This window comes from Herminiimonas glaciei, from assembly GCF_042664955.1.
Classification (GTDB): Bacteria; Pseudomonadota; Gammaproteobacteria; order Burkholderiales; family Burkholderiaceae_D; genus Oxalicibacterium; species Oxalicibacterium glaciei.
Window position 1 is genome coordinate 564,720 of sequence record NZ_JBHTBU010000002.1, and the last position, 26,241, is coordinate 590,960.

A 26,241-nucleotide genomic window follows, 5' to 3' on the forward strand; every position below is an offset into this window, starting at 1 on the left:
TAGCGAAATAGTAAGAACGAAATAGCAGTTTTTGGTAGTGTCGTCTGTCCCGGTATGCGCGGAACTCAGCTCGTGAAGTATGCTTCAGGCTCAGCTCTCCCGCCCATGCGAACAGGGTATAAAGCAGCGCCGCCTCTACCGTCTCATCATCAAGCGTTTTTTCACGCCAACTGGAGTGATACATGAAAGCACTGCTCGATCTATTCAAGCAAGTTCAGCAAAATGAACAATTCGACGCGATCAAAATTGGTCTGGCGTCACCTGAAAAAATCCGTTCGTGGTCCTACGGCGAAGTTAAAAAGCCGGAAACCATCAACTATCGTACGTTCAAGCCAGAACGCGACGGCCTGTTCTGCGCAAAAATCTTTGGCCCTATCAAAGATTATGAATGCCTTTGCGGCAAATACAAACGCCTGAAACACCGCGGCGTTATCTGCGAAAAATGCGGCGTTGAAGTAACGCTGGCCAAAGTGCGTCGTGAACGCATGGGCCACATCGAACTGGCATCGCCAACCGCACACATCTGGTTCCTGAAATCGCTGCCATCCCGCCTGGGTATGGTGCTCGACATGACCCTGCGGGATATCGAACGCGTCCTGTATTTTGAAGCCTACGTTGTGACCGATCCAGGCATGACCCCGCTGAAAAAATGCCAGATCATGTCGGAAGACGACTACGCTGCCAAATACGAAGAATTCGGCGACGACTTCACCGCATTCATGGGCGCCGAAGGTATCCGTGAATTGCTGCGCGCTATCGACATCGATCGCGATGCTGAAATGCTGCGTCAGGAATTGAAAGATTCCAAATCCGAAGCCAAGATCAAAAAATACGCTAAGCGCCTGAAAGTGCTGGAAGCGTTCCAACGTTCGGGTATCAAACCGGACTGGATGATCATGGAAGTGTTGCCAGTCTTGCCGCCAGAACTGCGCCCATTGGTGCCGCTGGATGGTGGTCGCTTCGCAACCTCCGATCTGAATGATCTGTATCGCCGCGTTATCAACCGTAACAACCGTTTGAAGCGTCTGATGGAACTCCGCGCGCCGGAAATCATCACCCGCAACGAAAAACGTATGTTGCAGGAAGCAGTTGACTCGCTGCTGGACAACGGCCGTCGCGGCAAAGCGATGACCGGCGCCAACAAGCGTCCACTGAAATCGCTGGCCGAAATGATCAAAGGCAAGGGCGGTCGTTTCCGTCAGAACTTGCTGGGCAAACGCGTCGATTACTCGGGTCGTTCCGTTATCGTCGTGGGCCCACAACTGAAATTGCATCAATGCGGTTTGCCGAAACTGATGGCGCTGGAACTGTTCAAGCCATTCATTTTCAACAAGCTCGAATTGATGGGCCTGGCCACCACTATCAAGGCAGCTAAAAAACTGGTTGAGATTCAAGAGCCAGTCGTTTGGGACATCCTGGAAGACGTGATCCGTGAACATCCGGTTATGTTGAACCGTGCACCTACCTTGCACCGTTTGGGCATCCAGGCGTTTGAGCCGGTCCTGATCGAAGGTAAGGCAATTCAATTGCACCCATTGGTCTGTGCTGCATTTAACGCCGACTTTGACGGCGATCAAATGGCGGTCCACGTTCCACTGTCGATCGAAGCACAGATGGAAGCACGCACATTGATGCTGGCTTCGAACAACATCCTGTTCCCATCGAACGGCGAACCATCGATCGTTCCTTCGCAAGATATCGTGTTGGGTCTGTACTACGCGAGCCGCGAAGCGATCAACGCCAAGGGCGAAGGCATGATGTTCCCGGACGTGTCCGAAGTCATCCGCGCCTACGACAACAAAATGGTTGAACTGGCGACGCGTATCACCGTTCGTATCACCGAGTATCCAAAAAATGTGGAAACCGGTGAATTCGAAAAAACGGTTACCCGTTACGAAACCACCGTCGGTCGTGCGATCCTGTCCGAAATTCTGCCTAAAGGCTTGCCGTTCTCCGTTCTGAACCGCGCGCTGAAAAAGAAAGAAATTTCGCGTCTGATCAACTTGTCCTTCCGTAAGTGCGGTCTGCGCGCAACGGTTGTGTTCGCTGATCAACTGCTGCAATCGGGCTTCCGCCTGGCAACCCGTGCCGGTATCTCGATCTGCGTCGATGACATGCTGGTACCTAAGCAAAAAGTTGACATCATCGCGACCGCTGAAGGCGAAGTTAAACAGATCGAACAGCAGTACTCGTCCGGTCTGGTTACCGCTGGCGAACGTTACAACAAAGTGGTTGATATCTGGGGCAAAGCAGGCGATGACGTCGGCAAGGCCATGATGGATCAACTCAAAGTTGAAGACGTCACCAAACGTGATGGCACCAAAACAACACAAGAATCGTTCAATGCGATTTACATGATGGCCGATTCCGGTGCGCGCGGTTCCGCAGCACAGATTCGTCAGCTGGCCGGTATGCGTGGCCTGATGGCGAAACCGGACGGTTCCATTATTGAAACGCCGATCACCGCGAACTTCCGCGAAGGTCTGAACGTTTTGCAGTACTTCATCTCGACTCACGGTGCGCGTAAAGGCCTGGCCGATACCGCTCTGAAAACAGCGAACTCGGGTTACCTGACACGTCGTCTGGTTGACGTGACACAAGATCTGGTTGTAATCGAAGACGATTGCGGTACCTCGAACGGCGCATCGATGAAAGCGCTGGTTGAAGGCGGTGAAGTGATCGAAGCATTGCGTGACCGTATCCTGGGTCGCGTTGCTGCGAATGACATCGTCAATCCTGAAACACAGGCAACCCTGTACGCGGCCGGCACACTGCTGGACGAAGACATGGTTGAAGAAATCGAACGCCTCGGCATCGATGAAGTAAAAGTACGTACACCGTTGACATGCGACACCCGCTTCGGCCTGTGCGCACAATGTTACGGTCGTGACCTCGGCCGCGGCACACTGGTTAACGCCGGTGAAGCAGTCGGTGTGGTGGCAGCGCAATCGATTGGTGAGCCAGGTACACAGCTGACTATGCGTACCTTCCACATCGGTGGTGCGGCATCGCGTGCAGCGGTGGCATCGTCGGTCGAAGCGAAATCGAACGGTACCGTTCGATTCACCGCGACCATGCGTTATGTCACCAACGGTAAAGGCGGCCAGATCGTCATTTCCCGTTCCGGTGAAGTGTTGATTACCGATGACCACGGTCGTGAACGTGAACGTCATAAAGTACCGTACGGCGCAACCCTGATCGTCAAGGACGGCATGGTTATCAAGGCCGGTACCGCATTGGCAACATGGGATCCATTGACCCGTCCTATCATTACCGAATACACCGGTACGGTGAAATTCGAGAACGTAGAAGAAGGTTCGACCGTTGCACGTCAGATCGATGAAGTAACCGGTCTGTCGACCCTGGTTGTTATCGATGCGAAACGTCGCGGCTCGGTGACCAAAACTGTACGTCCACAGGTCAAACTGTTGAACGAACAAGGCGAAGAAGTGAAGATCGCCGGTACCGAACACGCAGTGACGATCGGCTTCCAGGTTGGCGCGCTGATTACCGTGAAAGACGGCCAGCAAGTTACGGTCGGTGAAGTATTGGCTCGTATCCCGACCGAATCGCAAAAAACACGTGACATCACCGGTGGTCTGCCGCGTGTTGCCGAGTTGTTCGAAGCGCGTTCGCCGAAAGATGCCGGTATGCTGGCTGAAGTCACAGGTACTGTGGCATTCGGTAAGGAAACCAAAGGTAAGCAACGTCTGGAAATCACAGACATGGACGGCAACAAGCACGAGTTCCTGATCACCAAGGACAAGCAAGTGCTGGTACATGACGGCCAGGTTGTGAACAAAGGCGAGATGATTGTTGACGGCCCGGCCGATCCGCAAGACATCCTGCGCCTGTTGGGTATCGAAGCGCTGGCGCGTTACATCGTCGACGAAGTTCAAGACGTGTATCGCTTGCAAGGCGTGAAGATCAACGACAAGCACATCGAAGTCATCGTGCGTCAGATGTTGCGTCGCGTTCAAGTGGTTGATGCTGGCGATGCTAACTACATCGTTGGTGAACAAGTTGAGCGTTCCGAACTGCTGGACGAAAACGACCGCGTTGTCGCTTTGGGCAAAATCCCTGCAACCTACGAGAACGTATTGCTGGGTATTACCAAAGCATCGCTGTCGACCGATTCCTTCATCTCGGCCGCATCGTTCCAGGAAACAACTCGTGTCCTGACCGAAGCTGCGATCATGGGCAAAAAAGACGGCTTGCGCGGTCTGAAAGAAAACGTGATCGTTGGTCGTCTGATTCCTGCCGGTACCGGCCTGGCGTTCCACCGCGCCCGCAAGGAAAAAGAATCGTGGGAAGCGGAAGAACGTACAGCGTTGCTGCAATCCGAAAAAGCTGCCCGTGCAGCGGAAGCGGAAGCGCAGTTTGCTGACGTTGCCAGCGTACCGGATAGCGACACCGACGCGTCCTAAGCACGACACGTTGCAAGTATCCAAAGCGGCATCAGGAGCAATCCTGGTGCCGTTTTTTTATGTCCTCTGGCTTTCTGAATCGATGAAGTTTTACGGCTCAAAGATGTATAGGAATCATCGGTAAAGAATGCTCTTGTTGCAGGAAAGCGTCATTTTTCCTGTCGCCAACAAAATATCTTTAATAATAATGATTATCATTTAATGGATCGGCTATGATCTCCATCCTGATACGTGCTGACAGACGTGATCACTGATCTCATGGCGCGCTTTGCAAGGAAAAGCGCCGCGCACAAATACTAAAAACTACGGCAGCCAGCATTACTTTCGCTAGCAACCTATCCACGAAAACAAGGAAGGGTTGTTATGAAACTATGCAAAAACAAACTCGCCCTGGCTACCGTGCTGGTCCTCCAGCAATGGCCGGTGCATCAGGCTGGCGCGCAACAAATCGCCAAACTCGACGAAATTACTGTCACCTCGACGCGCGGACTGGGCGGTGATATCAATCGCGCCGCTGCGACAGTATCAGTAGTCACGGCAGAAGAGATTGAGGAACAGAATGCCAAGGATATAAAGGACGCCTTGCGCTATGAGCCGGGTGTCGAAGTTCGCCGGTCGGTCTCCCGCACCAGTGGTATCAGTGGCGCCAGCGCCACTGCGGGACGTGGCGGAAATGAAGGGATTACCATCCGCGGATTGGACGGCAATCGCGTGTTGATGCTGGAAGATGGTGTTCCGGTTCCGCGTGCTTTCAGTGTCGGCACTTTAAGTGCCGGACGTGGCAGCTATCTGAACACCGATCTGTATCAACGTATCGAAGTTTTGCGCGGCCCTGCTTCATCCATGTATGGCAGTGATGGCTTGACGGGCGCAGTTAATTTCGTCATCAAGGACCCGCAGGACTACCTGAACATTTTCAATAAAAATACCTACTTCTCGGTTCGTCCATCCTTTGATTCGGTCGACAACAGCTTCGGTGCCACCGGCACCTTCGCCGTGGGCGGTGAACGTTGGCAAGGTATGGTATTGCTGAATGCGCGTCATGGAAAAGAGACTGATAACAAAGGTGATCGTGATATCACAGGTACTAATCGTACAGCGCCAGATCCGCTGACCTATGACACGCAATCTGCGCTGGGCCGCGTGGTATTCCGCGCTACGGCAAATGATGTCTTCAAGTGGACATTGGCAACGACAGAAAACAAGACCTCGGGTAGCAGTCCTTCAGCCATAGGTCCTGCAGCGGGCGGAACTTTTGTCACCGGGTATCAAACCTCGAGCAAGGTGCAAAGCGATCGCTTTACCTTTGCATACGAACGCGACGATGCTGACAACCCGCTGGTGCAGAAAATCCGTGCCAATGTGTTCTATCGCGATGCCAATACAAACCAATATACGTTTGAAAGCGGCACCGGTCCGACGCGTCCGCGCTTCCGTGATGTGACTTACAAAGACCAGGCAGTTGGCGGTGGCGTGATGGCCGAAAGCAGTTTCAATGTCGGTGGGATCAAGAATCAACTGGTGTACGGATTTGACGCCAGCAAAAGTCAGTTAAGCCAACAAGCGACTGGAACCGGTTGGACTACCTGTACCGGTACGCAATACTGTGAACTCTTTCCTAAAACGAATTATTCGATTTTTGGCGCTTACGTGCAGGACGATATACGCATAGGGAAGCTGAGTATTATTCCCGGTTTGCGCTATGACTCATATGAGCTCGATCCCAAGGCAAGTGCGCGCTATGACGCACAAGCGAATGCAAACGGACAGCCGGCGGCACGCAGCAAAGACAATGCGGTTTCGCCGCGTCTGGCATTCCTCTATGAAGTAACACCAGCGTTTGTGCCTTACGCGCAATATGCGCGCGGATTCCGTGCGCCATCGCCACAAGAAGTGAACTCTTACTTCAATAACGTCGGTGTGCCCGGCGGTTCTTATATGCAGATTGCTAATCCGAACCTCAAAGCGGAAACCAGCAATTCATATGAGATCGGTTTGCGCGGCAAGGTGGATCTGGCCGATAGCCGTGTGCGTTATAGCGCGGCTGCATTTGCCGGACGATATAAAAACTTTATCGAACTGGTCCAAATTGGCGGCAACTTCCAGGTGGCGACCCCGGCCATCAATCAATACATCAATGCGTCACGAGCCAACATACACGGCGTGGAAGCGCGCGTCGACTGGCGTTGGGATGCAGGTTGGGCGCTGCGTGGTGGCTTTGCTTATACGCAGGGTGACAGCATTAATCGCAATGGTGTCAAAACCGGGCTGGATTCCGTTGCGCCGTTGTCGGTGGTGACCGGCTTGCGCTATGAGCCAAATCAAACCTGGTTCGTACAAGGAGATTTGATATACGCCGCTGCAAAGAAGCGTAGCGACCTTGCGAATCCTAACGTCGGTACGCAGCCCGCGTTTACTCCGTCGTCGTTTGCAATCCTGGATGTGTTCAGTGGCTATCGTGTGAACAAAAACGTCAGCTTCAACGCGGGCATACGCAATCTGTTTGACCGTAAATACTGGGTATGGAACGACATACGTGGTTTGGGTCTGGCGAGTACGGCAACCAATCTGGATGCCTATACATCACCTGGCCGCAGTTTCAATGTGAGCATGAAAATAGAGTACTAATCGCGCCATTGCGGCGTTTCGTATAGAAGCGGGTCGCCGCTTATTTTTAAAGAAAGAGAAAATAAATGAGATACACAAAATTGATGAGTGCCCTGCTGGCAGCTTTGGCGCTGTCCGGAAATGCAATGGCGGATGCCGATGCCGACGCTCTCAAAGCAAAGCAAGTCGCCTTGCAAGCAGAGCAGCCAGGTTTGTTTGCAAGAGACATCGCACAAAAACTCGGCGTCAGCGAAGCGAAACTGCTGGCTGCCGATATCGGTCGTGGCGCGACACTGCTGCGTTCAGATGTCGCTACCTACAAAGCCTTGTTCAATCGTATGCATGAACTGGGCCGGATCAAGGCAATTACGCGCAACGAAAATGGCGTTATCGAGCGCACCGCAGTCGCGTTGCCGCCGAAGCTGGATGAGCAGGGCCGTGTGAAGCCGGGTAGTGGCTTCGTTGGCACCGAGATCGACTTGCGCTTCAAGATGGATAGTTGGGGTTATGCATTTGCCGTGGTTGCGCCCCGGGCCGGTGGCAGGACCAGCCGCAGCCTGCAGTTCTTTGACAAGAATGGCGAGGCTATCCACAAGGTTTACCTGAATGATGAAAAGGGCGTGCCGGCGTTTGATAAGCTGGTTGCCGAGTACAAGGCGGCAGAGCAAAAGCCGGACTGGACCGTTTCCGTTGCCAAGCCGCCCAAACCGTTGACCGATATGAATATCAAGGAGCTGCGTAGCGCCTGGTATGAAATGACGGATGTGCATGAATTCCAGCGCTTAATCAATGACTTCGGTATCTCGCGCGAACGTGCGTTTGAGCTCATCGGGACCGACGCGGCATACAAAATCACCGGCAAATCGGTGGAAACCCTGCTGGAAACGGCTTCCAAGCGTGAACAGCCGATCATGGTGTTCGTGAGCAACTCTGGCATGGTCCAGATTTACAGTGGCCTGATCGAAAAAACCGAAGCCAAGAATGGCTGGTTCAATGTGCTGGATCCGGACTTCGACCTGCACCTGCGCCAGTCGGGTGTCGACCACGGCTGGGTGGTGCGTCGTCCGGCCAAGAGCGGAACCATTACTTCGGTGGAATTCTATGATACCAAAGGTGAGCAAGTTGTTAACTTTTTCTCCCGCCGTGATCAAGGCAAGGAAGAAACCAAAGTCTGGCGCGATATTGTTGGCAGCCTGACACGTTTACCTTAAGAGTTCGGTACCCGATGCGTAGCAATTACGCATCGGGCGAGGCTCGCGTATGAAAACTGTCCTTGACCCTTGATAATTTGGGGAATATACTCGCGAGTTCTCGATTTTAAGCTCTGCTGGGCTTAAGCGTTCTTTGATCTGCCGTGTTGTATTTCCTTCCTGGCAATTCCTGCGCGCTTTTTCCTTCATGGTTAATCGAGCCGCGCGTTGATTTAATTCTTCCGCAATGATTCTTTAGTCCCCGGACAACCGTTTTCGGGTTCGTATTATTAATGTTGTACTAGCTGGATAGAGAGCGATGCCAACCATCAATCAACTGATTCGCCAGCCGCGTGTTTCTGCACGCGTCAAGAGCAAATCGCCGGCGCTGGAAAACAGCCCGCAAAAACGCGGCGTATGTACCCGCGTTTACACCACAACTCCAAAAAAGCCTAACTCGGCTTTGCGTAAAGTTGCCAAAGTTCGTCTGACCAACGGTTTCGAAGTTATTTCGTATATCGGCGGTGAAGGCCATAACCTGCAAGAACATAGCGTCGTGCTGTTGCGCGGCGGTCGTGTAAAAGATTTGCCGGGTGTGCGTTATCACATGGTTCGCGGCGCGTTGGATACCCAAGGTGTTAAAGACCGTAAGCAAGCACGTTCGAAGTACGGTACCAAGCGTGCAAAAGCTGGCAAGAAGTAATTAAAGTTTTTCGCAGTCTCTGCGAAATGAGTGTCGGTCCCCAATGGGCCGAGTAAGTGGATGGTTATGATGACCTCCGCGAGTGTGCAGCAAATTTGTTGTTGCGCCTCAACTGAAGATTGAAAGGAATCGAAATGCCACGTCGTCGTGAAGTTCCCAAGCGGGAAATCCTGCCAGATCCGAAGTTCGGTAATGTTGATGTTGCCAAATTCGTTAACGTTTTGATGTTGTCCGGTAAAAAATCGGTCGCAGAAAACATCATTTACGGTGCGTTTGAGCACATCCAGACAAAATCCGGCAAAGATCCGCTGGAAGTGTTTACAGCTGCTATCGCAAACTGCAAGCCACTGGTTGAAGTAAAATCCCGTCGCGTTGGTGGTGCAAACTACCAGGTGCCGGTTGAAGTCCGCCCAGTTCGTCGTATGGCTTTGTCCATGCGTTGGTTGCGTGAAGCTGCAAACAAGCGCAGCGAAAAATCGATGCCACAACGTCTTGCTGGTGAATTGCTCGAAGCGGCTGAAAGCCGTGGCGGTGCAATGAAAAAGCGCGATGAAGTTCACCGTATGGCAGAAGCGAACAAAGCGTTCTCGCACTTCCGCTTCTAATAAAAGTAGCGTCAACGTTTGCGCGTTGACGTTTGTCTGCTTATATAAATTGTTCGGAGCCGGGCACCTCATTTAAAAAAATGATGCTCGGTTTTGTTCGTTAAAGAGATATTGGATTAATCATGGCTCGCAAGACCCCCATTGAGCGTTACCGCAATATCGGTATTTCGGCTCACATTGACGCTGGTAAAACCACCACGACCGAGCGCGTCCTGTTCTACACCGGCGTAAACCACAAGCTGGGTGAAGTGCATGATGGTGCTGCTACCACCGACTGGATGGAACAGGAACAAGAGCGCGGCATCACGATTACATCGGCTGCTGTGACTTGCTTCTGGAAGGGCATGGCGAACAATTTCCCTCCGCATCACATCAACATCATCGATACCCCGGGCCACGTTGACTTCACAATTGAAGTTGAACGCTCGATGCGCGTACTCGACGGTGCTTGCATGGTTTACTGTGCAGTGGGTGGCGTGCAGCCGCAATCGGAAACAGTTTGGCGTCAAGCTAACAAGTACAAAGTCCCACGTTTGGCATTCGTCAACAAGATGGACCGTACCGGCGCGAACTTCTTCAAAGTCTACGATCAAATGCGTGCGCGTTTGAAGGCTAACCCTGTGCCTATGCAAGTGCCTATCGGCGCTGAAGATTCGTTCGCAGGCGTAATCGATCTGGTCAAGATGAAAGCGATCATCTGGGATGACGCATCGCAAGGTATGAAGTTTGAATACGGCGATATCCCTGACAACCTGTTGGCTGACGCGAAAAAATGGCGCGAAAACATGGTTGAAGCCGCTGCTGAGGCATCGGAAGAGCTGATGAACAAATATCTGGAAGAAGGCGACCTGTCTGAAGCCGATATCAAGGCTGCGATTCGTCAACGTACGATCGCCAGTGAAATCGTTCCTATGCTGTGCGGTACCGCCTTTAAAAACAAGGGCGTACAAGCTATGTTGGACGCGGTTATCGAATACCTGCCGTCGCCAGTGGACATTCCACCAGTGCCAGGCCTGGATGAAGATGATGAGCCTACCGTTCGTAAATCGGAAGACACCGAGAAGTTCTCGGCTCTGGCGTTCAAGATCGCAACCGATCCGTTCGTTGGTCAACTGTGCTTCATCCGTTGCTACTCCGGTATTTTGAATTCCGGCGATACCGTCTACAACTCTGTTAAAGAGAAGAAAGAACGTATTGGCCGTATCGTTCAGATGCAGGCGAACCAACGTGAAGAAATCAAGGAAATGATGGCCGGCGATATCGCTGCTGTTGTTGGCTTGAAAGACACCACCACAGGCGACACCCTGTGCGACGACAAAGCTATCGTTGTCCTCGAGCGCATGGTCTTCCCTGAGCCGGTTATTTCGCAAGCTGTTGAGCCAAAAACCAAAGGCGACCAAGAGAAAATGGGCCTGGCGTTGAACCGCCTGGCAGCTGAAGATCCATCGTTCCGCGTGCGTACCGATGAAGAATCAGGTCAAACCATCATCGCTGGTATGGGTGAGTTGCATCTGGACATTATCGTTGATCGTATGAAGCGTGAATTCAACGTGGAAGCAACTGTTGGTAAGCCACAAGTTGCATACCGCGAAACAATTCGCAAAACATGCGAAGAGATCGAAGGCAAATTCGTTAAGCAATCTGGTGGTCGTGGTCAATACGGTCACGTGGTTCTGAAAATTGAACCGCAAGAGCCAGGTAAGGGTTTCGAATTCGTCGACGCGATCAAAGGCGGTACGGTTCCACGCGAATACATCCCTGCAGTTGAAAAAGGTGTGCGCGAAACATTGACCTCGGGCGTCCTCGCGGGCTACCCAGTGGTTGACGTTAAAGTCACCCTGTTCTTCGGTTCGTACCATGACGTCGATTCGAACGAAAACGCGTTCCGTATGGCTGCATCGATGGCATTCAAGGACGGCTGCCGTAAAGCAAGCCCGGTTATCCTCGAGCCTATGATGGCTGTGGAAGTTGAAACACCTGAAGACTACGCTGGTACCGTGATGGGCGATCTGTCCTCACGTCGCGGCATGGTTCAAGGTATGGATGAAATCGCGGGCGGCGGCGGCAAGATCATTAAAGCCGAAGTGCCTTTGTCCGAGATGTTTGGTTATGCGACATCGTTGCGTTCCGCAACACAAGGTCGTGCAACCTACTCGATGGAATTCAAGCACTACTCTGAAGCACCTAAGAACGTGATCGACGCAATCGTCACATCGAAGGCGCCTAAGTAATAGCAAGCGTTAAGGATCGGGGAGTGGGGCGTGTGCACTGCTCCCCGGCCTGCAGTAAATTAATTAAACGATGCCCGATGACGGACATCCTAATGTAAATAAATCGTTCTTTTTGAAGGAAGAATAAAATGGCAAAAGGTAAATTCGAACGGACTAAGCCGCACGTGAACGTGGGCACAATTGGTCACGTCGATCATGGTAAAACCACACTGACAGCTGCGATCGCGACTGTTCTGTCGAAGAAATTCGGCGGCGAAGCAAAAGGCTACGATCAAATCGATAACGCGCCGGAAGAAAAAGCGCGCGGTATCACGATCAACACCTCGCACGTTGAATACGAAACCGAAACCCGCCACTACGCTCACGTTGACTGCCCAGGCCACGCCGACTATGTTAAAAACATGATCACCGGTGCTGCGCAGATGGACGGCGCGATCCTGGTTTGCTCCGCAGCAGACGGCCCAATGCCACAAACCCGCGAACACATCCTGTTGTCGCGTCAAGTTGGTGTTCCATACATCATCGTGTTCCTGAACAAAGCGGACATGGTTGATGATGCAGAATTGCTGGAATTGGTTGAAATGGAAGTGCGTGAGCTGCTTTCGAAATACGAATTCCCAGGCGACGACTTGCCTATCGTTAAAGGTTCGGCAAAATTGGCGCTGGAAGGCGACACCGGTCCATTGGGCGAGCAAGCAATCCTGGCCCTGGCTAACGCACTCGACACCTACATCCCAACACCAGAACGCGCAGTTGATGGCGCCTTCCTGTTGCCAGTAGAAGACGTGTTCTCGATCTCGGGGCGCGGTACCGTTGTTACCGGTCGTATCGAACGCGGCATCATCAAAGTCGGCGAAGAAATCGAAATCGTTGGTATCCGTGATACCCAAAAAACCACCTGTACCGGTGTTGAAATGTTCCGCAAATTGCTGGATCAAGGTCAAGCTGGTGACAACGTTGGTGTATTGCTGCGCGGTACCAAGCGTGAAGACGTGGAACGTGGTCAAGTTCTGGCAAAACCAGGTTCGATCAAGCCACACAAACACTTCACAGGCGAAATCTACGTTCTGTCGAAGGATGAGGGCGGTCGTCACACACCATTCTTCAACAACTACCGTCCACAGTTCTACTTCCGTACAACGGACGTAACTGGTTCGATCGAGTTGCCGAAAGACAAAGAAATGGTAATGCCAGGCGATAACGTGTCGATCACAGTAATGCTGATCAACCCGATCGCGATGGAAGAAGGTCTGCGTTTCGCGATTCGCGAAGGTGGCCGTACCGTTGGCGCTGGTGTTGTAGCTAAAATTATTGAGTAATAAACCCGATTAAATGGCAGGCAACCCTGCCGTTTAAATATCGCCGCGAGTGCTAACCCGCTCGCGGCTCGCTCTTTTAAGGAATCAAAATGTCAACAGCACCGAAATCAGCTCCAAACCAAAAGATCCGTATTCGCCTGAAAGCATTCGACTACCGTCTGATCGATCAATCGGCACTCGAAATCGTTGATACAGCAAAACGTACCGGCGCAGTTGTCAAAGGCCCAGTGCCACTGCCAACACGTATCCAGCGTTTTGACGTTCTGCGTTCGCCGCACGTCAACAAAACTTCGCGTGACCAGTTCGAAATTCGTACGCACGTTCGCCTGATGGACATCGTTGATCCAACCGACAAAACAGTTGATGCATTGATGAAACTGGATTTGCCAGCTGGCGTTGATGTAGAAATCAAGTTGCAATAATTTTATGTATTACGGGGATGGGCTCGGTTTACTGATGCCAAATCCCCGGAAATGCAGGCTGGGCACAACAATTCACACATTTATGTGTTGTGGAAGCGCTGTTTGCCAGTTATAATCTCGGGCTTCGCTGTGGATTCCCATTTTGGAGTCTCAGTGGTACTCGTAGTTTTTGAAGTTTCAAATACATCAGCCCCGCCCAATCGTAGGTGGGAATGGAGAAAAAATGAACCAAAACCAAGATAAAGGCCAAGGCCTGCTTGGTCGCAAGGTTGGTATGATGCGCATCTTCACAGATGACGGGGATTCGATTCCTGTCACTGTGTTGGACGTGTCTAACAATCGTGTGACGCAAATCAAAACGTCTGAAGTCGATGGTTATTCGGCTGTTCAGGTCGCCTTCGGCAGCCGTCGTGCTTCCCGTGTCAACAAAGCAGCGGCAGGTCACTATGCTAAAGCTGGTGTTGAAGCAGGCACATTGCTCAAAGAATTCCGCGTTGCCGCTACTGCTGCTTCCGAACTGAAAGTCGGCGATGTTATCGCTGCCAGCCTGTTCGAAGTCGGTCAAAAAGTAGACGTGCAAGGTGTGACGATCGGTAAGGGTTACGCTGGTGTTATCAAGCGTTACAACTTCGGTTCCGGTCGCGCAACCCACGGTAACTCCCGTTCGCATAATGTTCCAGGTTCCATCGGTATGGCGCAGGATCCAGGTCGTGTTTTCCCTGGTAAGCGCATGACTGGTCACTTGGGTGACGTTACTCGCACCACACAAAACCTCGAGATCGCTCGTATCGACGCTGATCGCCAACTGTTGTTGGTTAAAGGTGCTGTTCCTGGTGCAAAAAACGGTCAGGTGATTGTATCGCCGGCTGTTAAAGTCAAAGCAAAGAAGGGGGCTTAATCCATGGAACTCAAGCTCCTGAATGACCAAGGTCAAGCTGCTTCGAACGTTGCTGCTCCGGATACCATTTTCGGTCGTGACTACAATGAAGCGCTGATTCACCAAGTCGTCGTTGCCTATCAAGCCAACGCACGCAGCGGTAATCGCAAGCAAAAAGATCGTGAAGAAGTTCATCACACGACCAAAAAGCCATGGCGTCAAAAAGGTACGGGCCGTGCTCGTGCTGGTATGTCGTCTTCGCCTTTGTGGCGCGGCGGCGGTCGGATTTTCCCGAACTCGCCTGATGAAAACTTCTCGCACAAAGTTAACAAGAAGATGTATCGCGCAGGTGTTTGCTCGATCCTCTCCCAGTTGGCTCGCGAAGGTCGTCTCTCCGTAATCGAAAACCTGTCAGTTGAAGCGCCAAAGACCAAGCTCTTGTCGCAAAAATTGAAAGGTATGGGTCTGGATTCCGTGCTCGTCATCACTGACAGCCTGGATGAAAACCTGTTGTTGGCATCGCGCAATCTGCCTAACGTGCTGATTTGCGAGCCACGTCATGCTGATCCAGTTTCGTTGGTGTTCTATAAAAAGATCCTGATCACGAAATTGGCATTGGCCAAGATTGAGGAGATGCTGGCATGAGCGCGATTCTGAAACATAGCGAAGAACGCCTGATGAAAGTATTGTTGGCGCCAGTCATTTCCGAGAAAGCTACTTTCGTTGCTGAAAAGAACGAACAAGTTGTTTTCCTCGTGATGCCGGATGCTACCAAGCCAGAAATCAAGGCTGCAGTTGAGTTGCTGTTCAAGGTTCAGGTTGAATCTGTTCAAGTTGCCAACCGTCAAGGTAAACAAAAACGTTCGGGCCGCTTCAATGGTCGCCGCAACCACACACGTCGTGCGTTTGTGTGCCTGAAGCCAGGTCAAGAAATCAACTTCACCGAGGAGGCTAAATAATGGCACTCGTTAAAGTCAAGCCGACCTCGCCTGGTCGTCGTGGCATGGTCAAGGTCGTTAATAGCGACCTGTACAAAGGCCGTCCATTCGCAGGCCTGCTCGAAAAGAAATCGAAAACTGCCGGCCGTAACAACAACGGTCACATCACTACACGCCACATCGGCGGTGGTCATAAGCAGCACTATCGCGTTATCGACTTCAAACGCACCAAAGATGGTATTCCGGCGAAAGTGGAACGTATCGAATACGATCCAAACCGCACGGCTAACATCGCTCTGGTGTTGTATGCAGACGGCGAACGTCAATACATCATCGCAACCAAAGGTATGGCTGTCGGCGATCAATTGATGAATGGCTCGGAAGCGCCGATCAAGTCGGGCAACTGCCTGCCGATCCGCAATATTCCAGTCGGTACTGTTATGCATTGCGTTGAAATGCTGCCAGGTAAAGGCGCGCAAATGGCGCGTACAGCTGGCGCCGGCGTAGTGTTGATGGCACGTGAAGGTACATACGCTCAAGTTCGTTTGCGCTCCGGTGAAGTTCGCCGTGTGCATATCGAATGCCGTGCAACCGTTGGCGAAGTTGGCAATGCTGAGCATAGCCTGCGCAAAATCGGTAAAGCAGGTGCGATGCGCTGGCGTGGTGTTCGTCCTACCGTTCGCGGTGTGGTCATGAACCCGGTTGATCACCCACACGGTGGTGGTGAAGGTAAAACGGCAGCAGGTCGTCATCCAGTATCGCCATGGGGCCAGCAGACAAAAGGCAAGAAGACACGCAGCAACAAGCGTACTACTTCTATGATCGTCTCGCGCCGCGGCAAGAAATAAGGATAAGACATGACACGTTCATTAAAAAAAGGGCCGTTCTGTGACGCCCACTTGGTGAAAAAAGTTGAGACCGCGCAAGCGATCAAAGACAAAAAGCCAATTAAAACCTGGTCGCGCCGTTCGACAATCATGCCTGACTTCATTGGCCTGACAATCGCGGTGCATAACGGTAAGCAACACGTACCGGTTTACGTATCCGAGAACATGGTTGGTCACAAGCTCGGCGAATTCGCGCTGACCCGCACGTTCAAAGGTCATGCTGCTGATAAGAAGGCTAAGAAATAAGGTCCGATGATGGAAACTAAAGCTACCCTCCGTGGTGTGCGCCTGTCGGCTCAGAAGGGCCGCCTTGTGGCAGACCAGATCCGCGGCAAAAAAGTGGATCAAGCGCTCAATATCCTGCAATTCAGCCCTAAAAAAGGTGCTGCGATCATTAAACGTGTATTGGAGTCCGCAATTGCGAACGCCGAGCACAATGATGGTGCGGATATCGACGAATTGAAAGTTACAACGATTTACGTTGAAAAAGGTTCGGTCTTGAAGCGCTTCACAGCGCGTGCAAAAGGCCGTGGTGATCGTATCTCTAAACAATCCTGTCACATTTACGTGACTGTCGGTAATTAAGGAGTCACGATGGGACAGAAGATACATCCAACCGGTTTCCGCCTTGCGGTTTCGCGTAACTGGGCATCGCGTTGGTATGCTGGCAATAGCAACTTTGCCACCATGCTCAACGAAGATCTCAAAGTTCGTGCATACCTGAAAACAAAACTGAAGAACGCTTCAGTTGGTCGCGTCGTTATCGAGCGTCCAGCGAAGAATGCCCGCATCACTATTTACAGCTCGCGTCCAGGTGTCGTGATCGGTAAAAAGGGTGAGGACATCGAAGTGTTGAAATCCGCACTGACCAAAATGATGGGCGTGCCGGTCCATGTCAATATCGAAGAAATTCGTAAGCCAGAAACCGACGCTCAACTGATCGCTGATTCGATTGCACAGCAATTGGAAAAACGCATCATGTTCCGTCGTGCAATGAAGCGTGCAATGCAAAATGCAATGCGCCTCGGTGCACAAGGTATCAAGATCATGTCGTCCGGTCGTTTGAACGGTATCGAAATCGCACGTAAAGAATGGTATCGCGAAGGTCGCGTGCCACTCCACACACTGCGCGCAGATATCGACTACGGTTTCGGCGAAGCTGAAACAACCTACGGCATCATCGGTATCAAAGTCTGGGTCTACAAAGGTGACCGCCTCGCCAATGGTGAAGCGCCGGTAATCGATGTTGCATCCGATGATGACAAAAAACGTCGTGGCCCACGCCGTGACGATGGTAAACCAAGCGGTCGTCCACGTGCTCCGCGTCCAGAAGGTCAACCAGGTGCGGCTGCGCCAGGTTCCGCGCCGGCCGCCAAGCGTGTTCGCGCTAAAAAGCCGGATGGCGCCGTTGACGCTGCTGTGTCGGCTGAGAAAGCAGGAGAATAATCATGCTGCAACCAGCACGCAGAAAGTATCGTAAAGAGCAAAAAGGCCGTAATACCGGTATTTCACATTCGCGCGGCACCGCCGTGTCGTTTGGTGAATTCGGTCTGAAAGCGATTGGTCGTGGTCGTATTACTGCTCGCCAAATTGAAGCGGCTCGTCGTGCAATGACGCGTCACATCAAACGTGGTGGCCGTATCTGGATCCGTATTTTCCCGGACAAGCCAATTTCGCAAAAACCTGCTGAAGTCCGTATGGGTAACGGTAAGGGTAATCCGGAATACTACGTGGCTGAAATTCAGCCGGGCAAAATGTTGTACGAGATGGATGGTGTGGACGAGGCACTGGCACGCGAAGCGTTCCGGTTGGCTGCAGCTAAGCTGCCGCTGTTGACCACGTTTGTCGTTCGTCAAGTCGGCCAATAATAGGGGCGAACATGAAAGCATCTGAACTCCAAGGCAAAGACCAAGCGGCTTTGACCAAAGAACTGAACGATCTGCTGAAAGCGCAGTTCGGTCTGCGTATGCAGATTGCAACACAACAGTTGAACAATACATCGCAACTGAAAAAAGTACGTCGCGACATAGCACGTGTAAAAACGGTCATGAATCAGAAGGACGCCAAATAATGAACGATCAAGTAAAACAAGCGCTCAAGCGTACGTTGATTGGCAAAGTCGTGTCTGACAAGATGGACAAGACCGTAACCGTGCTGATCGAGCGTCACGTCAAGCATCCGTTGTACGGCAAAATCATCATGCGTTCGAGCAAGTACCATGCGCATAATGAAGGTAACCAGGCAAAAGCTGGTGATACGGTCGAAATTCAAGAAGGTCGTCCTATCTCCAAAACCAAAGCCTGGACCGTGACACGTGTTGTACAAGCAGCGCAAATAGTTTAATTAGTTGTTGCGGACCCGCTATTTCGATGTAATAATAGCGGGCTTCGTTCTTGTAACGTAAAAGTTGCAAGGCAAAAAGTTTTAGTACCAAGAAGTTGTTGTGCTAATCGAAGTTTTGGAAATCGTCCACCTCATCAGTCTGCTTTCGGCGGGCTGCCGGGACCAAGACTGACCGCAAATGTGCATTGTGTGCAAGAGCGGGTTAAGTTGGGAAAGAAAATACTATGATTCAAACTGAAAGCCGGCTCGAAGTAGCCGACAACACTGGTGCCCGCGAAGTAATGTGCATCAAGGTGCTGGGCGGTTCAAAACGCCGTTACGCTGGCATTGGCGACGTGATCAAGGTCACCGTTAAAGTCGCAGCACCACGTGGTCGTGTGAAAAAAGGCGAAATTTATAACGCAGTTGTCGTGCGTACAGCCAAAGGTGTCCGTCGTCAAGATGGTTCCCTGGTCAAGTTCGACGGCAATGCAGCAGTTTTGCTGAACGCAAAGCTGGAGCCAATTGGCACGCGTATTTTTGGACCGGTTACACGTGAATTGCGCACTGAGCGCTTCATGAAAATCGTTTCTCTTGCGCCTGAAGTTCTGTAAGGAGTCGTGATGGATAAGATTCGTAAAAGCGACGAAGTCATTGTGCTGACTGGCAAAGACAAAGGCAAACGTGGCGTTGTGCAACGCCGTGTTGATGCTAACTACGTGGTTGTCGAGGGTGTCAACGTTGCTAAAAAAGCGACCAAGCCTAACCCAATGACAGGCGCAACTGGCGGCATCGTCGATAAGTTGATGCCAATTCATGTGTCGAATGTTGCATTGTTTAATGCTGCAACCGGCAAGGCAGATCGTGCTGGCTTTAAAGACGTGGACGGTAAAAAAGTCCGCGTTTACAAGTCAAGCGGCGAAGCAGTGAAGGTTTAAGAGATCATGGCCCGTCTCCAAGAATTCTATAAAGAAAAAGTCGTTGGCGATTTGACTGCAAAATTTGCATACAAATCGGTAATGGAAGTTCCGCGCATCCTGAAGATCACCCTGAACATGGGTTTGTCGGAAGCGGTTGCGGACAAGAAAATCATCGAACACGCAGTTGGCGATTTGACCAAGATTGCTGGTCAAAAACCAGTGGTTACCAAAGCGCGTAAGGCGATTGCAGGTTTCAAAATTCGCGAAGGTTATCCTATCGGTTGTATGGTGACTTTGCGTGGCGCTCAGATGTATGAGTTCCTTGATCGTTTCATCACAGTTGCGTTGCCACGTGTGCGCGATTTCCGTGGTGTGTCCGGCAAGGCGTTCGATGGGCGCGGCAACTACAATATCGGTGTGAAAGAGCAGATCATTTTCCCCGAAATTGAGTACGACAAGATTGATGCATTGCGTGGTATGAATATCAGTATCACGACAACTGCAAAGACCGACGATGAAGCAAAAGCGCTTCTCGCCGCATTTAAATTTCCGTTCAGAAACTGAGGTTGCCATGGCAAAACTGGCACTGATTAACCGTGAACAAAAGCGTGCAGACCTGGTAAAGAAATATGCCGGCAAACGCGCTGAGTTGAAGGCGATCATTGATGACCAATCGAAGTCGGAAGAAGAGCGCTACGAAGCGCGCCTGAAATTGCAGGCGTTGCCACGTAACTCGGCTCCTACTCGTCAACGTAACCGTTGCACTTTGACTGGTCGCCCCCGTGGCACTTTCCGTAAGTTCGGTTTGGGCCGTATTAAGCTCCGTGAAATCGCCATGCGTGGTGAAATCCCGGGTATGACTAAAGCCAGCTGGTAATAGGAGAATAAGCAATGAGTATGAGCGATCCTATCGCCGATATGCTGACCCGTATCCGCAATGCGCAAGTAGTACAAAAGACTTCGGTAGCAATGCCGTCGTCCAAAGTCAAAATCGCAATTGCAAACGTCCTCAAGGACGAGGGTTACATTGAAGACTTCGCCGTAACAGAAGCTGCTGGTAAGGCAGAGCTGAAAATCGGTTTGAAATATTATGCAGGTCGTCCAGTTATTGAGCGCTTGGAGCGCGTATCCCGTCCAGGATTGCGCATCTACAAGGGCAAGGACGATATTCCAAACGTCATGAACGGTTTGGGTGTGGCTATTGTGTCGACACCAAAAGGCGTTATGACTGACCGCAAAGCGCGCGCAACCGGTGTCGGTGGCGAAGTTATTTGCTACGTCGCCTAAGGAGTGCAAGATGTCTCGTGTAGGTAAAATGCCGATTGCACTGCCAAGTGGCGCGGAAGCGACTATCACTGCAGCGCAAATCACAGTTAAAGGCCCGTTGGGTACCTTGTCCCAGTCCTTGAATGGCCTGGTCAACATTGAAAACGACAACGGCACACTGAATTTCAAAGTCGCTAACGACAGCCGCGAAGCAAATGCGATGTCGGGTACCTTGCGTGCATTGGTCAATAACATGGTCAACGGCGTAACTAAAGGCTTCGAAAAGAAATTGACGCTGGTTGGCGTTGGTTACCGTGCCGCTGCGCAAGGTGACAAGCTGAATCTTTCGTTGGGTTTCTCGCATCCAGTCGTGCACCAGATGCCGCAAGGCGTCAAAGTGGAAACGCCGACACAAACTGAGATCCTGATTAAAGGGATTGACCGTCAAAAAGTCGGTCAGGTGGCTGCCGAAGTTCGTGCGTACCGCGAACCTGAGCCTTATAAAGGCAAGGGCGTTCGTTACTCGGACGAAGTGGTTGTGATTAAAGAAACCAAGAAGAAGTAAGGGTTGACGATGGATAAGAAACAATCACGTCTGCGCCGCGGACGCCAAACTCGAGCAAAGATTGCCGAGTTAAAGGTGAATCGCCTGGCAGTGCATCGCACCAACTTGCACATCTACGCCAGCATCATCGGACCAGATGCCACAGTATTGGCATCTGCCTCGACACTCGAAGCTGAAGTTCGCCAAGAGTTGGCTGGTCAGTCCGGCAAGGGCGGTAACGTTGCCGCTGCTGCACTGGTAGGCAAGCGCGTTGCAGAAAAAGCACTGAAAGCAGGAATCGCCGAAGTTGCGTTCGATCGCTCCGGTTTCCGTTATCACGGCCGCGTCAAAGCAGTTGCTGAAGCTGCGCGTGAAGCTGGTCTGAAGTTCTAAGGAAGAATCGTCATGGCAAAAATGCAATCCAAAATGCAAAGCGATAAGCCGGATGATGGCATGCGCGAAAAAATGATCGCGGTCAACCGTGTGACCAAAGTGGTCAAGGGTGGTCGTATCATGGGTTTCGCAGCATTGGCTGTAGTCGGTGATGGCGATGGCCGCATCGGCATGGGCAAAGGCAAATCGAAAGAAGTGCCGGTCGCAGTGCAAAAAGCAATGGAAGAAGCGCGCCGCAAAATGATCAAAGTAACGTTGAAAAACGGTACTTTGCAACACACAGTTACCGGTAAGCACGGTGCGTCGTCAGTTTTGATGCTGCCAGCTAAAGACGGTACTGGCGTGATCGCTGGTGGTCCTATGCGCGCAATTTTTGAAGTAATGGGTGTAACGAACGTTGTGGCGAAATCCACTGGTTCGACCAACCCTTACAACATGGTTCGTGCAACTCTGGACGGCCTGGCAAAGATGAACACTGCTTCGGAAATTGCTGCCAAGCGCGGTAAATCTGTTGAAGAAATCCTGGGCTAAGGTGAGCGCAATGGCAAACACAGTTAAAGTTAAATTGGTCAAAGGTTTGATCGGTACCCGCGAAACACATCGCGCTACCGTTCGCGGCCTGGGCTTGCGCGGTATCAACTCGGTATCCGAGTTGGAAGACACACCGGCAGTTCGCGGCATGATTAACAAAGTATCGTATCTCGTGAAAGTAGTGTCGTAAGCCTCGGCTTGCACACGGAGAAAATCATGGAATTGAATAGCATTCAACCAGCTGACGGCGCCAAGCATTACAAACGCCGCGTCGGCCGTGGCATCGGTTCCGGTCTGGGTAAGACATCGGGCCGTGGTCACAAAGGTCAAAAATCCCGTTCAGGCGGTTTCCATAAAGTCGGTTTCGAAGGCGGTCAAATGCCTTTGCAACGTCGTTTGCCTAAGCGTGGTTTCAAATCGCTGGCAACGCCATACAAAGCAGAAGTTCGCTTGTCCGACCTGGAAGCATTGCCAGTTACGGAAATCGATATCCTGGCATTGAAACAAGCTGGCGTCATCGGTGAGCTCGCACGTGTCGTTCGCGTGATCCTGTCCGGTTCGATCACTAAAAAAGTGACCGTCAAAGGCTTGATCGCAACAAAAGGCGCAAAAGCAGCTATCGAAGCAGCTGGCGGTTCGGTTGCTTAAGTTTGTAGTCTGATAACGGAGTAAACATTGGCGACTACTCCTCAGCTTGCTAAGGGTGCGACAAGTGGATTTCCATGGGGTCGCCTCTGGTTCTTGCTCGGTGCATTGGTAGTATTTCGTATCGGTGCACACATTCCTGTACCAGGAATTGATCCGGAACAGTTAGCGCAGTTGTTTAAGCAAAATCAGGGCGGTATCTTGGGCATGTTCAACATGTTCTCGGGTGGCGCATTGTCCCGCTTTACGATTTTCGCGCTCGGTATCATGCCGTACATTTCTGCATCGATCATCATGCAATTAATGTCGGTAGTGTCTCCGCAGTTGGAAGCGCTAAAGAAAGAAGGCGAATCCGGCCGTCGTAAGATCACCCAGTACACGCGCTACGGCACGTTGTTATTGGCGACCTTCCAGGGCTTGGGTATCGCAGTGGCGCTGGAATCGCAGATTGGCCTGGTCATTGATCCGGGCATGGCATTCCGCCTCACGACAGTAATCACGCTGGTTACCGGCACAATGTTTTTGATGTGGTTGGGCGAACAGATTACCGAGCGTGGCTTGGGTAACGGTATCTCGATCATCATCTTTGCAGGTATCGCAGCAGGTTTGCCTAGCGCAGTTGCAGGTTTGTTTGAGCTGGTTCGCACCGGTTCGATGAATGCACTGTCGGCGATTCTGATCTGTGTAGTGGTTGCTGCAGTAACGTATCTGGTGGTGTTCATTGAACGCGGCCAACGCAAGATCTTGGTGAACTATGCCAAGCGTCAAGTGGGTAACAAGATTTACGGTGGTCAAAGCAGTCATTTGCCGCTGAAGCTGAACATGGCTGGTGTGATTCCTCCAATTTTCGCCTCGTCGATCATTTTGTTCCCGGCGACGATTACGAGTTGGTTCACATCGGGGGAAACGACAAGCAAGTTCGTCGGTTTCCTGAAAGATCTGGCCGCCTCGATGGCACCAGGTGAACCGATTCACGCTTTGCTGTATGCTGCTGCGATTGTTTTCTTCTGCTTCTTCTATACCGCTTTGGTATTCAACAGCAAAGAGACAGCCGATAATTTGAAGAAGAGTGGTGCGTTTGTTCCGGGTATTCGTCCTGGTGATCAAACCGCTCGGTATATTGACAAGATTCTGACTCGGTTGACATTAGCTGGCGCGGTCTACATTACGCTGGTGTGTTTGCTACCTGAGTTCTTGATTGCGCGCTGGAAGGTACCGTTCTATTTCGGTGGAACATCACTTCTGATTATTGTGGTGGTAACGATGGACTTCATGGCACAGGTGCAAAACTACGTGATGTCGCAGCAATATGAATCGTTGCTCCGCAAAGCGAATTTCAAGGGCGGGATTCCAACGCGCTAAGCGCGAAGGAAAACGGGCAAACGAATGGCAAAAGACGACGTAATCCAAATGCAGGGGGAGATTCTAGAAAATCTCCCAAACGCAACATTTCGAGTTAAGTTGGAAAATGGGCACGTAGTGCTTGGTCATATTTCAGGAAAAATGCGCATGAACTATATACGCATTCTGCCTGGCGACAAGGTGACGGTAGAGTTGACACCTTATGATTTAAGTAGGGCACGTATCGTGTTCCGTACTAAGTAACTTTAAAAACGAATCAAGAACTGTAAGAAAGAGGGCAAAAATGAAAGTGCTCGCATCAGTTAAGCGGATCTGCCGCAACTGTAAGATCATCAAGCGCAAGGGCGTCGTTCGAGTAATTTGCATCGAACCGCGTCATAAGCAGCGCCAAGGTTAATTTAACGTTATTGATTGAGGAATAACGAATGGCACGTATCGCAGGGGTAAACGTACCCAACCATCAACATACCGTAATCGGCTTGACAGCTATTTATGGTATTGGCCGCCCACGTTCGCAAAAAATTTGCGACACAGCCGGTGTTCCGACCACTAAAAAGGTCAAAGATCTGGACGACAACGAGCTCGAGAAGCTGCGCGATGAGATTGCAAAATTCATCGTTGAAGGCGATCTGCGCCGTGAACTCTCGATGAACATCAAGCGCCTGATGGACTTGGGTTGCTATCGTGGTATGCGTCATCGCAAAGGTTTGCCTTGCCGTGGTCAACGTACCCGTACGAATGCACGTACTCGCAAGGGTCCGCGTAAAGCAGCACAATCGCTGAAGAAATAATTCAAGTAAGCAGTTCGATTAGACGTCGGATTCAAGGAAAGAATAATGGCAAAAGCACCTAATAACGCCGCAGCAGCACGTGTGCGTAAGAAAGTTAAAAAGAACGTTGCTGAAGGCATCGCGCACGTACACGCGTCTTTCAACAACACCATCATCACGATCACCGATCGTCAAGGCAATGCGCTGTCATGGGCAACGTCTGGCGGTGCCGGCTTCAAGGGTTCGCGTAAATCGACCCCGTTTGCAGCGCAGGTTGCAGCTGAAGCAGCAGGTAAAGTCGCGATCGAATGCGGCATCAAGAATCTGGAAGTTCGCATCAAGGGCCCAGGCCCAGGCCGTGAATCGGCAGTGCGTGCGTTGAACAACCTGGGTATCAAAATTACCCAGATCCAAGACGTTACTCCAGTGCCACATAACGGTTGCCGCCCACCTAAGCGTCGTCGTATCTAAGCATTTGTTGTATCAACGGTAGTTTGTTGTACCGTAATTCGCCCGCCAAAGACCTTGGCGGGTTTTGTTCTTAAGCCCACCGTCTGTTGCACGCCGCACAGACTAGCGCTCAATGAATTTGTGATGAATTTTAATAAACAAAAAATTCATTCGGAGCGTCATATATTTAAAGGAAATTCTCGTGGCACGTTATATTGGACCTAAAGCAAAACTCTCACGTCGTGAAGGTACCGACCTTTTCCTGAAAAGCGCACGTCGTTCGCTGGACTCGAAATGCAAACTTGATTCGAAACCTGGTCAACACGGTCGCACTTCCGGTGCTCGTACCTCCGACTACGGCAATCAATTGCGTGAGAAGCAAAAAGTTAAACGCATGTACGGCATCCTGGAACGTCAATTCCGCCGCTACTTTGCAGAAGCCGATCGTCGTAAAGGCAACACCGGTGAAACACTGTTGAAGTTGCTGGAAGCGCGTCTGGACAACGTTGTATATCGTATGGGTTTCGGTTCGACACGTGCTGAAGGCCGTCAATTGGTTTCGCACAAAGCGTTCACCGTCAACGGTATCGTTGTCAACATCGCTTCGTACCAGGTTAAACCAGGCGACGTGATCGCTGTTCGTGAAAAATCGAAAAAACAAGTGCGTATCGTTGAAGCCCTGTCGCTGGCTGAACAATCGGGTATGCCTTCTTGGGTTTCGGTTGATGCGAAGAAAATGGAAGGCACCTACAAGGCAGCTCCAGATCGCAGCGAAATCGCTAACGACGTCAACGAATCGCTGATCGTCGAATTGTATTCCCGTTAATAAAGA

At 51.3% G+C, this 26,241-nt stretch carries 34 protein-coding genes; all 34 read left to right on the forward strand.

All coding sequences use genetic code 11. From position 1 onward, the window contains the following. Positions 1 to 182 precede the first annotated feature (182 nt). The 34 genes from rpoC to rpsD all read left to right on the forward strand — a co-directional run bounded on the left by rpoC (position 183) and on the right by rpsD (position 26,235). Entirely contained in the window at positions 183 to 4,427 is a 4,245-nt protein-coding gene (gene rpoC / locus ACFQPC_RS13480) for a DNA-directed RNA polymerase subunit beta' (protein ID WP_382272427.1), read from the forward strand. A gap of 363 nt (positions 4,428 to 4,790) precedes the next feature. After that, positions 4,791 to 7,055 (forward strand): TonB-dependent hemoglobin/transferrin/lactoferrin family receptor, encoded by a 2,265-nt coding sequence (locus tag ACFQPC_RS13485; protein ID WP_382272428.1) that lies wholly within the window; start codon positions 4,791 to 4,793, stop codon positions 7,053 to 7,055. Between the two features lie 65 nt (positions 7,056 to 7,120). Beyond that, positions 7,121 to 8,245 carry a hemin-degrading factor gene (locus ACFQPC_RS13490; RefSeq protein ID WP_382272429.1) on the forward strand — a complete coding sequence of 375 codons (1,125 nt, stop codon included), beginning with the start codon at positions 7,121 to 7,123 and terminating at the stop codon, positions 8,243 to 8,245. A 298-nt stretch (positions 8,246 to 8,543) separates the two neighbouring features. Beyond that, positions 8,544 to 8,927 carry a 30S ribosomal protein S12 gene (gene rpsL, locus ACFQPC_RS13495; protein WP_011872533.1) on the forward strand — a complete coding sequence of 128 codons (384 nt, stop codon included), beginning with the start codon at positions 8,544 to 8,546 and terminating at the stop codon, positions 8,925 to 8,927. Between the two features lie 134 nt (positions 8,928 to 9,061). Beyond that, positions 9,062 to 9,532 carry a 30S ribosomal protein S7 gene (gene rpsG / locus ACFQPC_RS13500; protein WP_012081253.1) on the forward strand — a complete coding sequence of 157 codons (471 nt, stop codon included), beginning with the start codon at positions 9,062 to 9,064 and terminating at the stop codon, positions 9,530 to 9,532. Between the two features lie 122 nt (positions 9,533 to 9,654). Further along, entirely contained in the window at positions 9,655 to 11,763 is a 2,109-nt protein-coding gene (gene fusA, locus ACFQPC_RS13505) for an elongation factor G (protein ID WP_382272430.1), read from the forward strand. A 128-nt stretch (positions 11,764 to 11,891) separates the two neighbouring features. Further along, the gene (gene tuf, locus ACFQPC_RS13510; RefSeq protein ID WP_382272424.1) at positions 11,892 to 13,082 is read left to right on the forward strand and encodes an elongation factor Tu; all 1,191 of its coding nucleotides are present in this window, start codon (positions 11,892 to 11,894) and stop codon (positions 13,080 to 13,082) included. Between the two features lie 89 nt (positions 13,083 to 13,171). Continuing rightward, entirely contained in the window at positions 13,172 to 13,504 is a 333-nt protein-coding gene (gene rpsJ / locus ACFQPC_RS13515) for a 30S ribosomal protein S10 (RefSeq protein WP_012081250.1), read from the forward strand. Between the two features lie 223 nt (positions 13,505 to 13,727). Next, positions 13,728 to 14,402 carry a 50S ribosomal protein L3 gene (gene rplC / locus ACFQPC_RS13520; protein ID WP_382272431.1) on the forward strand — a complete coding sequence of 225 codons (675 nt, stop codon included), beginning with the start codon at positions 13,728 to 13,730 and terminating at the stop codon, positions 14,400 to 14,402. A 3-nt stretch (positions 14,403 to 14,405) separates the two neighbouring features. Next, complete coding sequence (gene rplD / locus ACFQPC_RS13525; protein ID WP_012081248.1) at positions 14,406 to 15,026, forward strand: 50S ribosomal protein L4; 621 nt, start codon at positions 14,406 to 14,408, stop codon at positions 15,024 to 15,026. Beyond that, a complete protein-coding gene (gene rplW / locus ACFQPC_RS13530) occupies positions 15,023 to 15,340 on the forward strand; it encodes a 50S ribosomal protein L23 (RefSeq protein WP_012081247.1) in 318 nt (105 codons plus the stop codon). The genes rplD and rplW overlap by 4 nt, the downstream gene beginning before the upstream one ends. Beyond that, positions 15,340 to 16,167, forward strand: a complete 828-nt coding sequence (gene rplB, locus ACFQPC_RS13535) for a 50S ribosomal protein L2 (protein ID WP_382272432.1) — start codon at positions 15,340 to 15,342, stop codon at positions 16,165 to 16,167. The genes rplW and rplB overlap by 1 nt, the downstream gene beginning before the upstream one ends. Positions 16,168 to 16,176: 9 nt before the next feature. Then, entirely contained in the window at positions 16,177 to 16,452 is a 276-nt protein-coding gene (gene rpsS, locus ACFQPC_RS13540) for a 30S ribosomal protein S19 (protein WP_008113170.1), read from the forward strand. 6 nt (positions 16,453 to 16,458) lie between these two features. Next, complete coding sequence (gene rplV, locus ACFQPC_RS13545; protein ID WP_012081245.1) at positions 16,459 to 16,791, forward strand: 50S ribosomal protein L22; 333 nt, start codon at positions 16,459 to 16,461, stop codon at positions 16,789 to 16,791. Positions 16,792 to 16,800: 9 nt separating this feature from the next. Then, positions 16,801 to 17,652: a 30S ribosomal protein S3 gene (rpsC, locus tag ACFQPC_RS13550; protein WP_012081244.1), complete on the forward strand. Its 852-nt coding sequence runs from the start codon at positions 16,801 to 16,803 to the stop codon at positions 17,650 to 17,652. A gap of 2 nt (positions 17,653 to 17,654) precedes the next feature. Further along, on the forward strand, positions 17,655 to 18,074 hold the full coding sequence (rplP, locus tag ACFQPC_RS13555) for a 50S ribosomal protein L16 (protein ID WP_012081243.1): 420 nt from the start codon (positions 17,655 to 17,657) through the stop codon (positions 18,072 to 18,074). A gap of 11 nt (positions 18,075 to 18,085) precedes the next feature. Next, positions 18,086 to 18,277 (forward strand): 50S ribosomal protein L29, encoded by a 192-nt coding sequence (gene rpmC, locus ACFQPC_RS13560; RefSeq protein ID WP_011872521.1) that lies wholly within the window; start codon positions 18,086 to 18,088, stop codon positions 18,275 to 18,277. Further along, positions 18,277 to 18,549 (forward strand): 30S ribosomal protein S17, encoded by a 273-nt coding sequence (rpsQ, locus tag ACFQPC_RS13565; RefSeq protein WP_012081242.1) that lies wholly within the window; start codon positions 18,277 to 18,279, stop codon positions 18,547 to 18,549. Before rpmC ends, rpsQ begins: the two co-directional genes overlap by 1 nt. Positions 18,550 to 18,773: 224 nt before the next feature. Next, positions 18,774 to 19,142 carry a 50S ribosomal protein L14 gene (gene rplN / locus ACFQPC_RS13570; protein WP_012081241.1) on the forward strand — a complete coding sequence of 123 codons (369 nt, stop codon included), beginning with the start codon at positions 18,774 to 18,776 and terminating at the stop codon, positions 19,140 to 19,142. A gap of 9 nt (positions 19,143 to 19,151) precedes the next feature. Beyond that, on the forward strand, positions 19,152 to 19,466 hold the full coding sequence (gene rplX, locus ACFQPC_RS13575; RefSeq protein ID WP_012081240.1) for a 50S ribosomal protein L24: 315 nt from the start codon (positions 19,152 to 19,154) through the stop codon (positions 19,464 to 19,466). Between the two features lie 6 nt (positions 19,467 to 19,472). Continuing rightward, entirely contained in the window at positions 19,473 to 20,012 is a 540-nt protein-coding gene (gene rplE / locus ACFQPC_RS13580) for a 50S ribosomal protein L5 (RefSeq protein ID WP_382272433.1), read from the forward strand. A 7-nt stretch (positions 20,013 to 20,019) separates the two neighbouring features. Continuing rightward, complete coding sequence (rpsN, locus tag ACFQPC_RS13585; RefSeq protein WP_041296706.1) at positions 20,020 to 20,325, forward strand: 30S ribosomal protein S14; 306 nt, start codon at positions 20,020 to 20,022, stop codon at positions 20,323 to 20,325. A gap of 14 nt (positions 20,326 to 20,339) precedes the next feature. Beyond that, complete coding sequence (rpsH, locus tag ACFQPC_RS13590; RefSeq protein WP_012081237.1) at positions 20,340 to 20,735, forward strand: 30S ribosomal protein S8; 396 nt, start codon at positions 20,340 to 20,342, stop codon at positions 20,733 to 20,735. Between the two features lie 10 nt (positions 20,736 to 20,745). Then, positions 20,746 to 21,279: a 50S ribosomal protein L6 gene (rplF, locus tag ACFQPC_RS13595; protein ID WP_382272434.1), complete on the forward strand. Its 534-nt coding sequence runs from the start codon at positions 20,746 to 20,748 to the stop codon at positions 21,277 to 21,279. 9 nt (positions 21,280 to 21,288) lie between these two features. Beyond that, the gene (rplR, locus tag ACFQPC_RS13600; protein WP_012081235.1) at positions 21,289 to 21,651 is read left to right on the forward strand and encodes a 50S ribosomal protein L18; all 363 of its coding nucleotides are present in this window, start codon (positions 21,289 to 21,291) and stop codon (positions 21,649 to 21,651) included. A gap of 12 nt (positions 21,652 to 21,663) precedes the next feature. Then, entirely contained in the window at positions 21,664 to 22,182 is a 519-nt protein-coding gene (rpsE, locus tag ACFQPC_RS13605; RefSeq protein ID WP_012081234.1) for a 30S ribosomal protein S5, read from the forward strand. 10 nt (positions 22,183 to 22,192) lie between these two features. Continuing rightward, entirely contained in the window at positions 22,193 to 22,372 is a 180-nt protein-coding gene (rpmD, locus tag ACFQPC_RS13610; RefSeq protein ID WP_011872511.1) for a 50S ribosomal protein L30, read from the forward strand. A gap of 26 nt (positions 22,373 to 22,398) precedes the next feature. Continuing rightward, positions 22,399 to 22,830, forward strand: a complete 432-nt coding sequence (rplO, locus tag ACFQPC_RS13615) for a 50S ribosomal protein L15 (protein ID WP_012081233.1) — start codon at positions 22,399 to 22,401, stop codon at positions 22,828 to 22,830. Between the two features lie 27 nt (positions 22,831 to 22,857). Further along, positions 22,858 to 24,189, forward strand: coding sequence for a preprotein translocase subunit SecY (gene secY / locus ACFQPC_RS13620; RefSeq protein WP_012081232.1), 1,332 nt, complete (start codon positions 22,858 to 22,860; stop codon positions 24,187 to 24,189). Between the two features lie 24 nt (positions 24,190 to 24,213). Next, entirely contained in the window at positions 24,214 to 24,432 is a 219-nt protein-coding gene (infA, locus tag ACFQPC_RS13625; RefSeq protein WP_005663428.1) for a translation initiation factor IF-1, read from the forward strand. A gap of 40 nt (positions 24,433 to 24,472) precedes the next feature. Continuing rightward, entirely contained in the window at positions 24,473 to 24,586 is a 114-nt protein-coding gene (gene rpmJ, locus ACFQPC_RS13630; protein ID WP_012081231.1) for a 50S ribosomal protein L36, read from the forward strand. A gap of 28 nt (positions 24,587 to 24,614) precedes the next feature. Beyond that, the gene (rpsM, locus tag ACFQPC_RS13635; protein WP_012081230.1) at positions 24,615 to 24,980 is read left to right on the forward strand and encodes a 30S ribosomal protein S13; all 366 of its coding nucleotides are present in this window, start codon (positions 24,615 to 24,617) and stop codon (positions 24,978 to 24,980) included. A gap of 45 nt (positions 24,981 to 25,025) precedes the next feature. Beyond that, the gene (rpsK, locus tag ACFQPC_RS13640) at positions 25,026 to 25,430 is read left to right on the forward strand and encodes a 30S ribosomal protein S11 (RefSeq protein ID WP_007875349.1); all 405 of its coding nucleotides are present in this window, start codon (positions 25,026 to 25,028) and stop codon (positions 25,428 to 25,430) included. A gap of 181 nt (positions 25,431 to 25,611) precedes the next feature. After that, complete coding sequence (rpsD, locus tag ACFQPC_RS13645) at positions 25,612 to 26,235, forward strand: 30S ribosomal protein S4 (protein WP_012081229.1); 624 nt, start codon at positions 25,612 to 25,614, stop codon at positions 26,233 to 26,235. Positions 26,236 to 26,241: the final 6 nt, after the last annotated feature.

Excerpts from the sequence above, each read along its gene's own strand:
- rpoC (WP_382272427.1), top strand. The coding sequence starts at position 183 with ATGAAAGCACTGCTCGATCTATTCAAGCAAGTTCAGCAAAATGAACAA.
- ACFQPC_RS13485 (WP_382272428.1), top strand. The coding sequence starts at position 4,791 with ATGAAACTATGCAAAAACAAACTCGCCCTGGCTACCGTGCTGGTCCTC.
- ACFQPC_RS13490 (WP_382272429.1), top strand. The coding sequence starts at position 7,121 with ATGAGATACACAAAATTGATGAGTGCCCTGCTGGCAGCTTTGGCGCTG.
- rpsL (WP_011872533.1), top strand. The coding sequence starts at position 8,544 with ATGCCAACCATCAATCAACTGATTCGCCAGCCGCGTGTTTCTGCACGC.
- rpsG (WP_012081253.1), top strand. The coding sequence starts at position 9,062 with ATGCCACGTCGTCGTGAAGTTCCCAAGCGGGAAATCCTGCCAGATCCG.
- fusA (WP_382272430.1), top strand. The coding sequence starts at position 9,655 with ATGGCTCGCAAGACCCCCATTGAGCGTTACCGCAATATCGGTATTTCG.
- tuf (WP_382272424.1), top strand. The coding sequence starts at position 11,892 with ATGGCAAAAGGTAAATTCGAACGGACTAAGCCGCACGTGAACGTGGGC.
- rpsJ (WP_012081250.1), top strand. The coding sequence starts at position 13,172 with ATGTCAACAGCACCGAAATCAGCTCCAAACCAAAAGATCCGTATTCGC.
- rplC (WP_382272431.1), top strand. The coding sequence starts at position 13,728 with ATGAACCAAAACCAAGATAAAGGCCAAGGCCTGCTTGGTCGCAAGGTT.
- rplD (WP_012081248.1), top strand. The coding sequence starts at position 14,406 with ATGGAACTCAAGCTCCTGAATGACCAAGGTCAAGCTGCTTCGAACGTT.
- rplW (WP_012081247.1), top strand. The coding sequence starts at position 15,023 with ATGAGCGCGATTCTGAAACATAGCGAAGAACGCCTGATGAAAGTATTG.
- rplB (WP_382272432.1), top strand. The coding sequence starts at position 15,340 with ATGGCACTCGTTAAAGTCAAGCCGACCTCGCCTGGTCGTCGTGGCATG.
- rpsS (WP_008113170.1), top strand. The coding sequence starts at position 16,177 with ATGACACGTTCATTAAAAAAAGGGCCGTTCTGTGACGCCCACTTGGTG.
- rplV (WP_012081245.1), top strand. The coding sequence starts at position 16,459 with ATGATGGAAACTAAAGCTACCCTCCGTGGTGTGCGCCTGTCGGCTCAG.
- rpsC (WP_012081244.1), top strand. The coding sequence starts at position 16,801 with ATGGGACAGAAGATACATCCAACCGGTTTCCGCCTTGCGGTTTCGCGT.
- rplP (WP_012081243.1), top strand. The coding sequence starts at position 17,655 with ATGCTGCAACCAGCACGCAGAAAGTATCGTAAAGAGCAAAAAGGCCGT.
- rpmC (WP_011872521.1), top strand. The coding sequence starts at position 18,086 with ATGAAAGCATCTGAACTCCAAGGCAAAGACCAAGCGGCTTTGACCAAA.
- rpsQ (WP_012081242.1), top strand. The coding sequence starts at position 18,277 with ATGAACGATCAAGTAAAACAAGCGCTCAAGCGTACGTTGATTGGCAAA.
- rplN (WP_012081241.1), top strand. The coding sequence starts at position 18,774 with ATGATTCAAACTGAAAGCCGGCTCGAAGTAGCCGACAACACTGGTGCC.
- rplX (WP_012081240.1), top strand. The coding sequence starts at position 19,152 with ATGGATAAGATTCGTAAAAGCGACGAAGTCATTGTGCTGACTGGCAAA.
- rplE (WP_382272433.1), top strand. The coding sequence starts at position 19,473 with ATGGCCCGTCTCCAAGAATTCTATAAAGAAAAAGTCGTTGGCGATTTG.
- rpsN (WP_041296706.1), top strand. The coding sequence starts at position 20,020 with ATGGCAAAACTGGCACTGATTAACCGTGAACAAAAGCGTGCAGACCTG.
- rpsH (WP_012081237.1), top strand. The coding sequence starts at position 20,340 with ATGAGTATGAGCGATCCTATCGCCGATATGCTGACCCGTATCCGCAAT.
- rplF (WP_382272434.1), top strand. The coding sequence starts at position 20,746 with ATGTCTCGTGTAGGTAAAATGCCGATTGCACTGCCAAGTGGCGCGGAA.
- rplR (WP_012081235.1), top strand. The coding sequence starts at position 21,289 with ATGGATAAGAAACAATCACGTCTGCGCCGCGGACGCCAAACTCGAGCA.
- rpsE (WP_012081234.1), top strand. The coding sequence starts at position 21,664 with ATGGCAAAAATGCAATCCAAAATGCAAAGCGATAAGCCGGATGATGGC.
- rpmD (WP_011872511.1), top strand. The coding sequence starts at position 22,193 with ATGGCAAACACAGTTAAAGTTAAATTGGTCAAAGGTTTGATCGGTACC.
- rplO (WP_012081233.1), top strand. The coding sequence starts at position 22,399 with ATGGAATTGAATAGCATTCAACCAGCTGACGGCGCCAAGCATTACAAA.
- infA (WP_005663428.1), top strand. The coding sequence starts at position 24,214 with ATGGCAAAAGACGACGTAATCCAAATGCAGGGGGAGATTCTAGAAAAT.
- rpmJ (WP_012081231.1), top strand. The coding sequence starts at position 24,473 with ATGAAAGTGCTCGCATCAGTTAAGCGGATCTGCCGCAACTGTAAGATC.
- rpsM (WP_012081230.1), top strand. The coding sequence starts at position 24,615 with ATGGCACGTATCGCAGGGGTAAACGTACCCAACCATCAACATACCGTA.
- rpsK (WP_007875349.1), top strand. The coding sequence starts at position 25,026 with ATGGCAAAAGCACCTAATAACGCCGCAGCAGCACGTGTGCGTAAGAAA.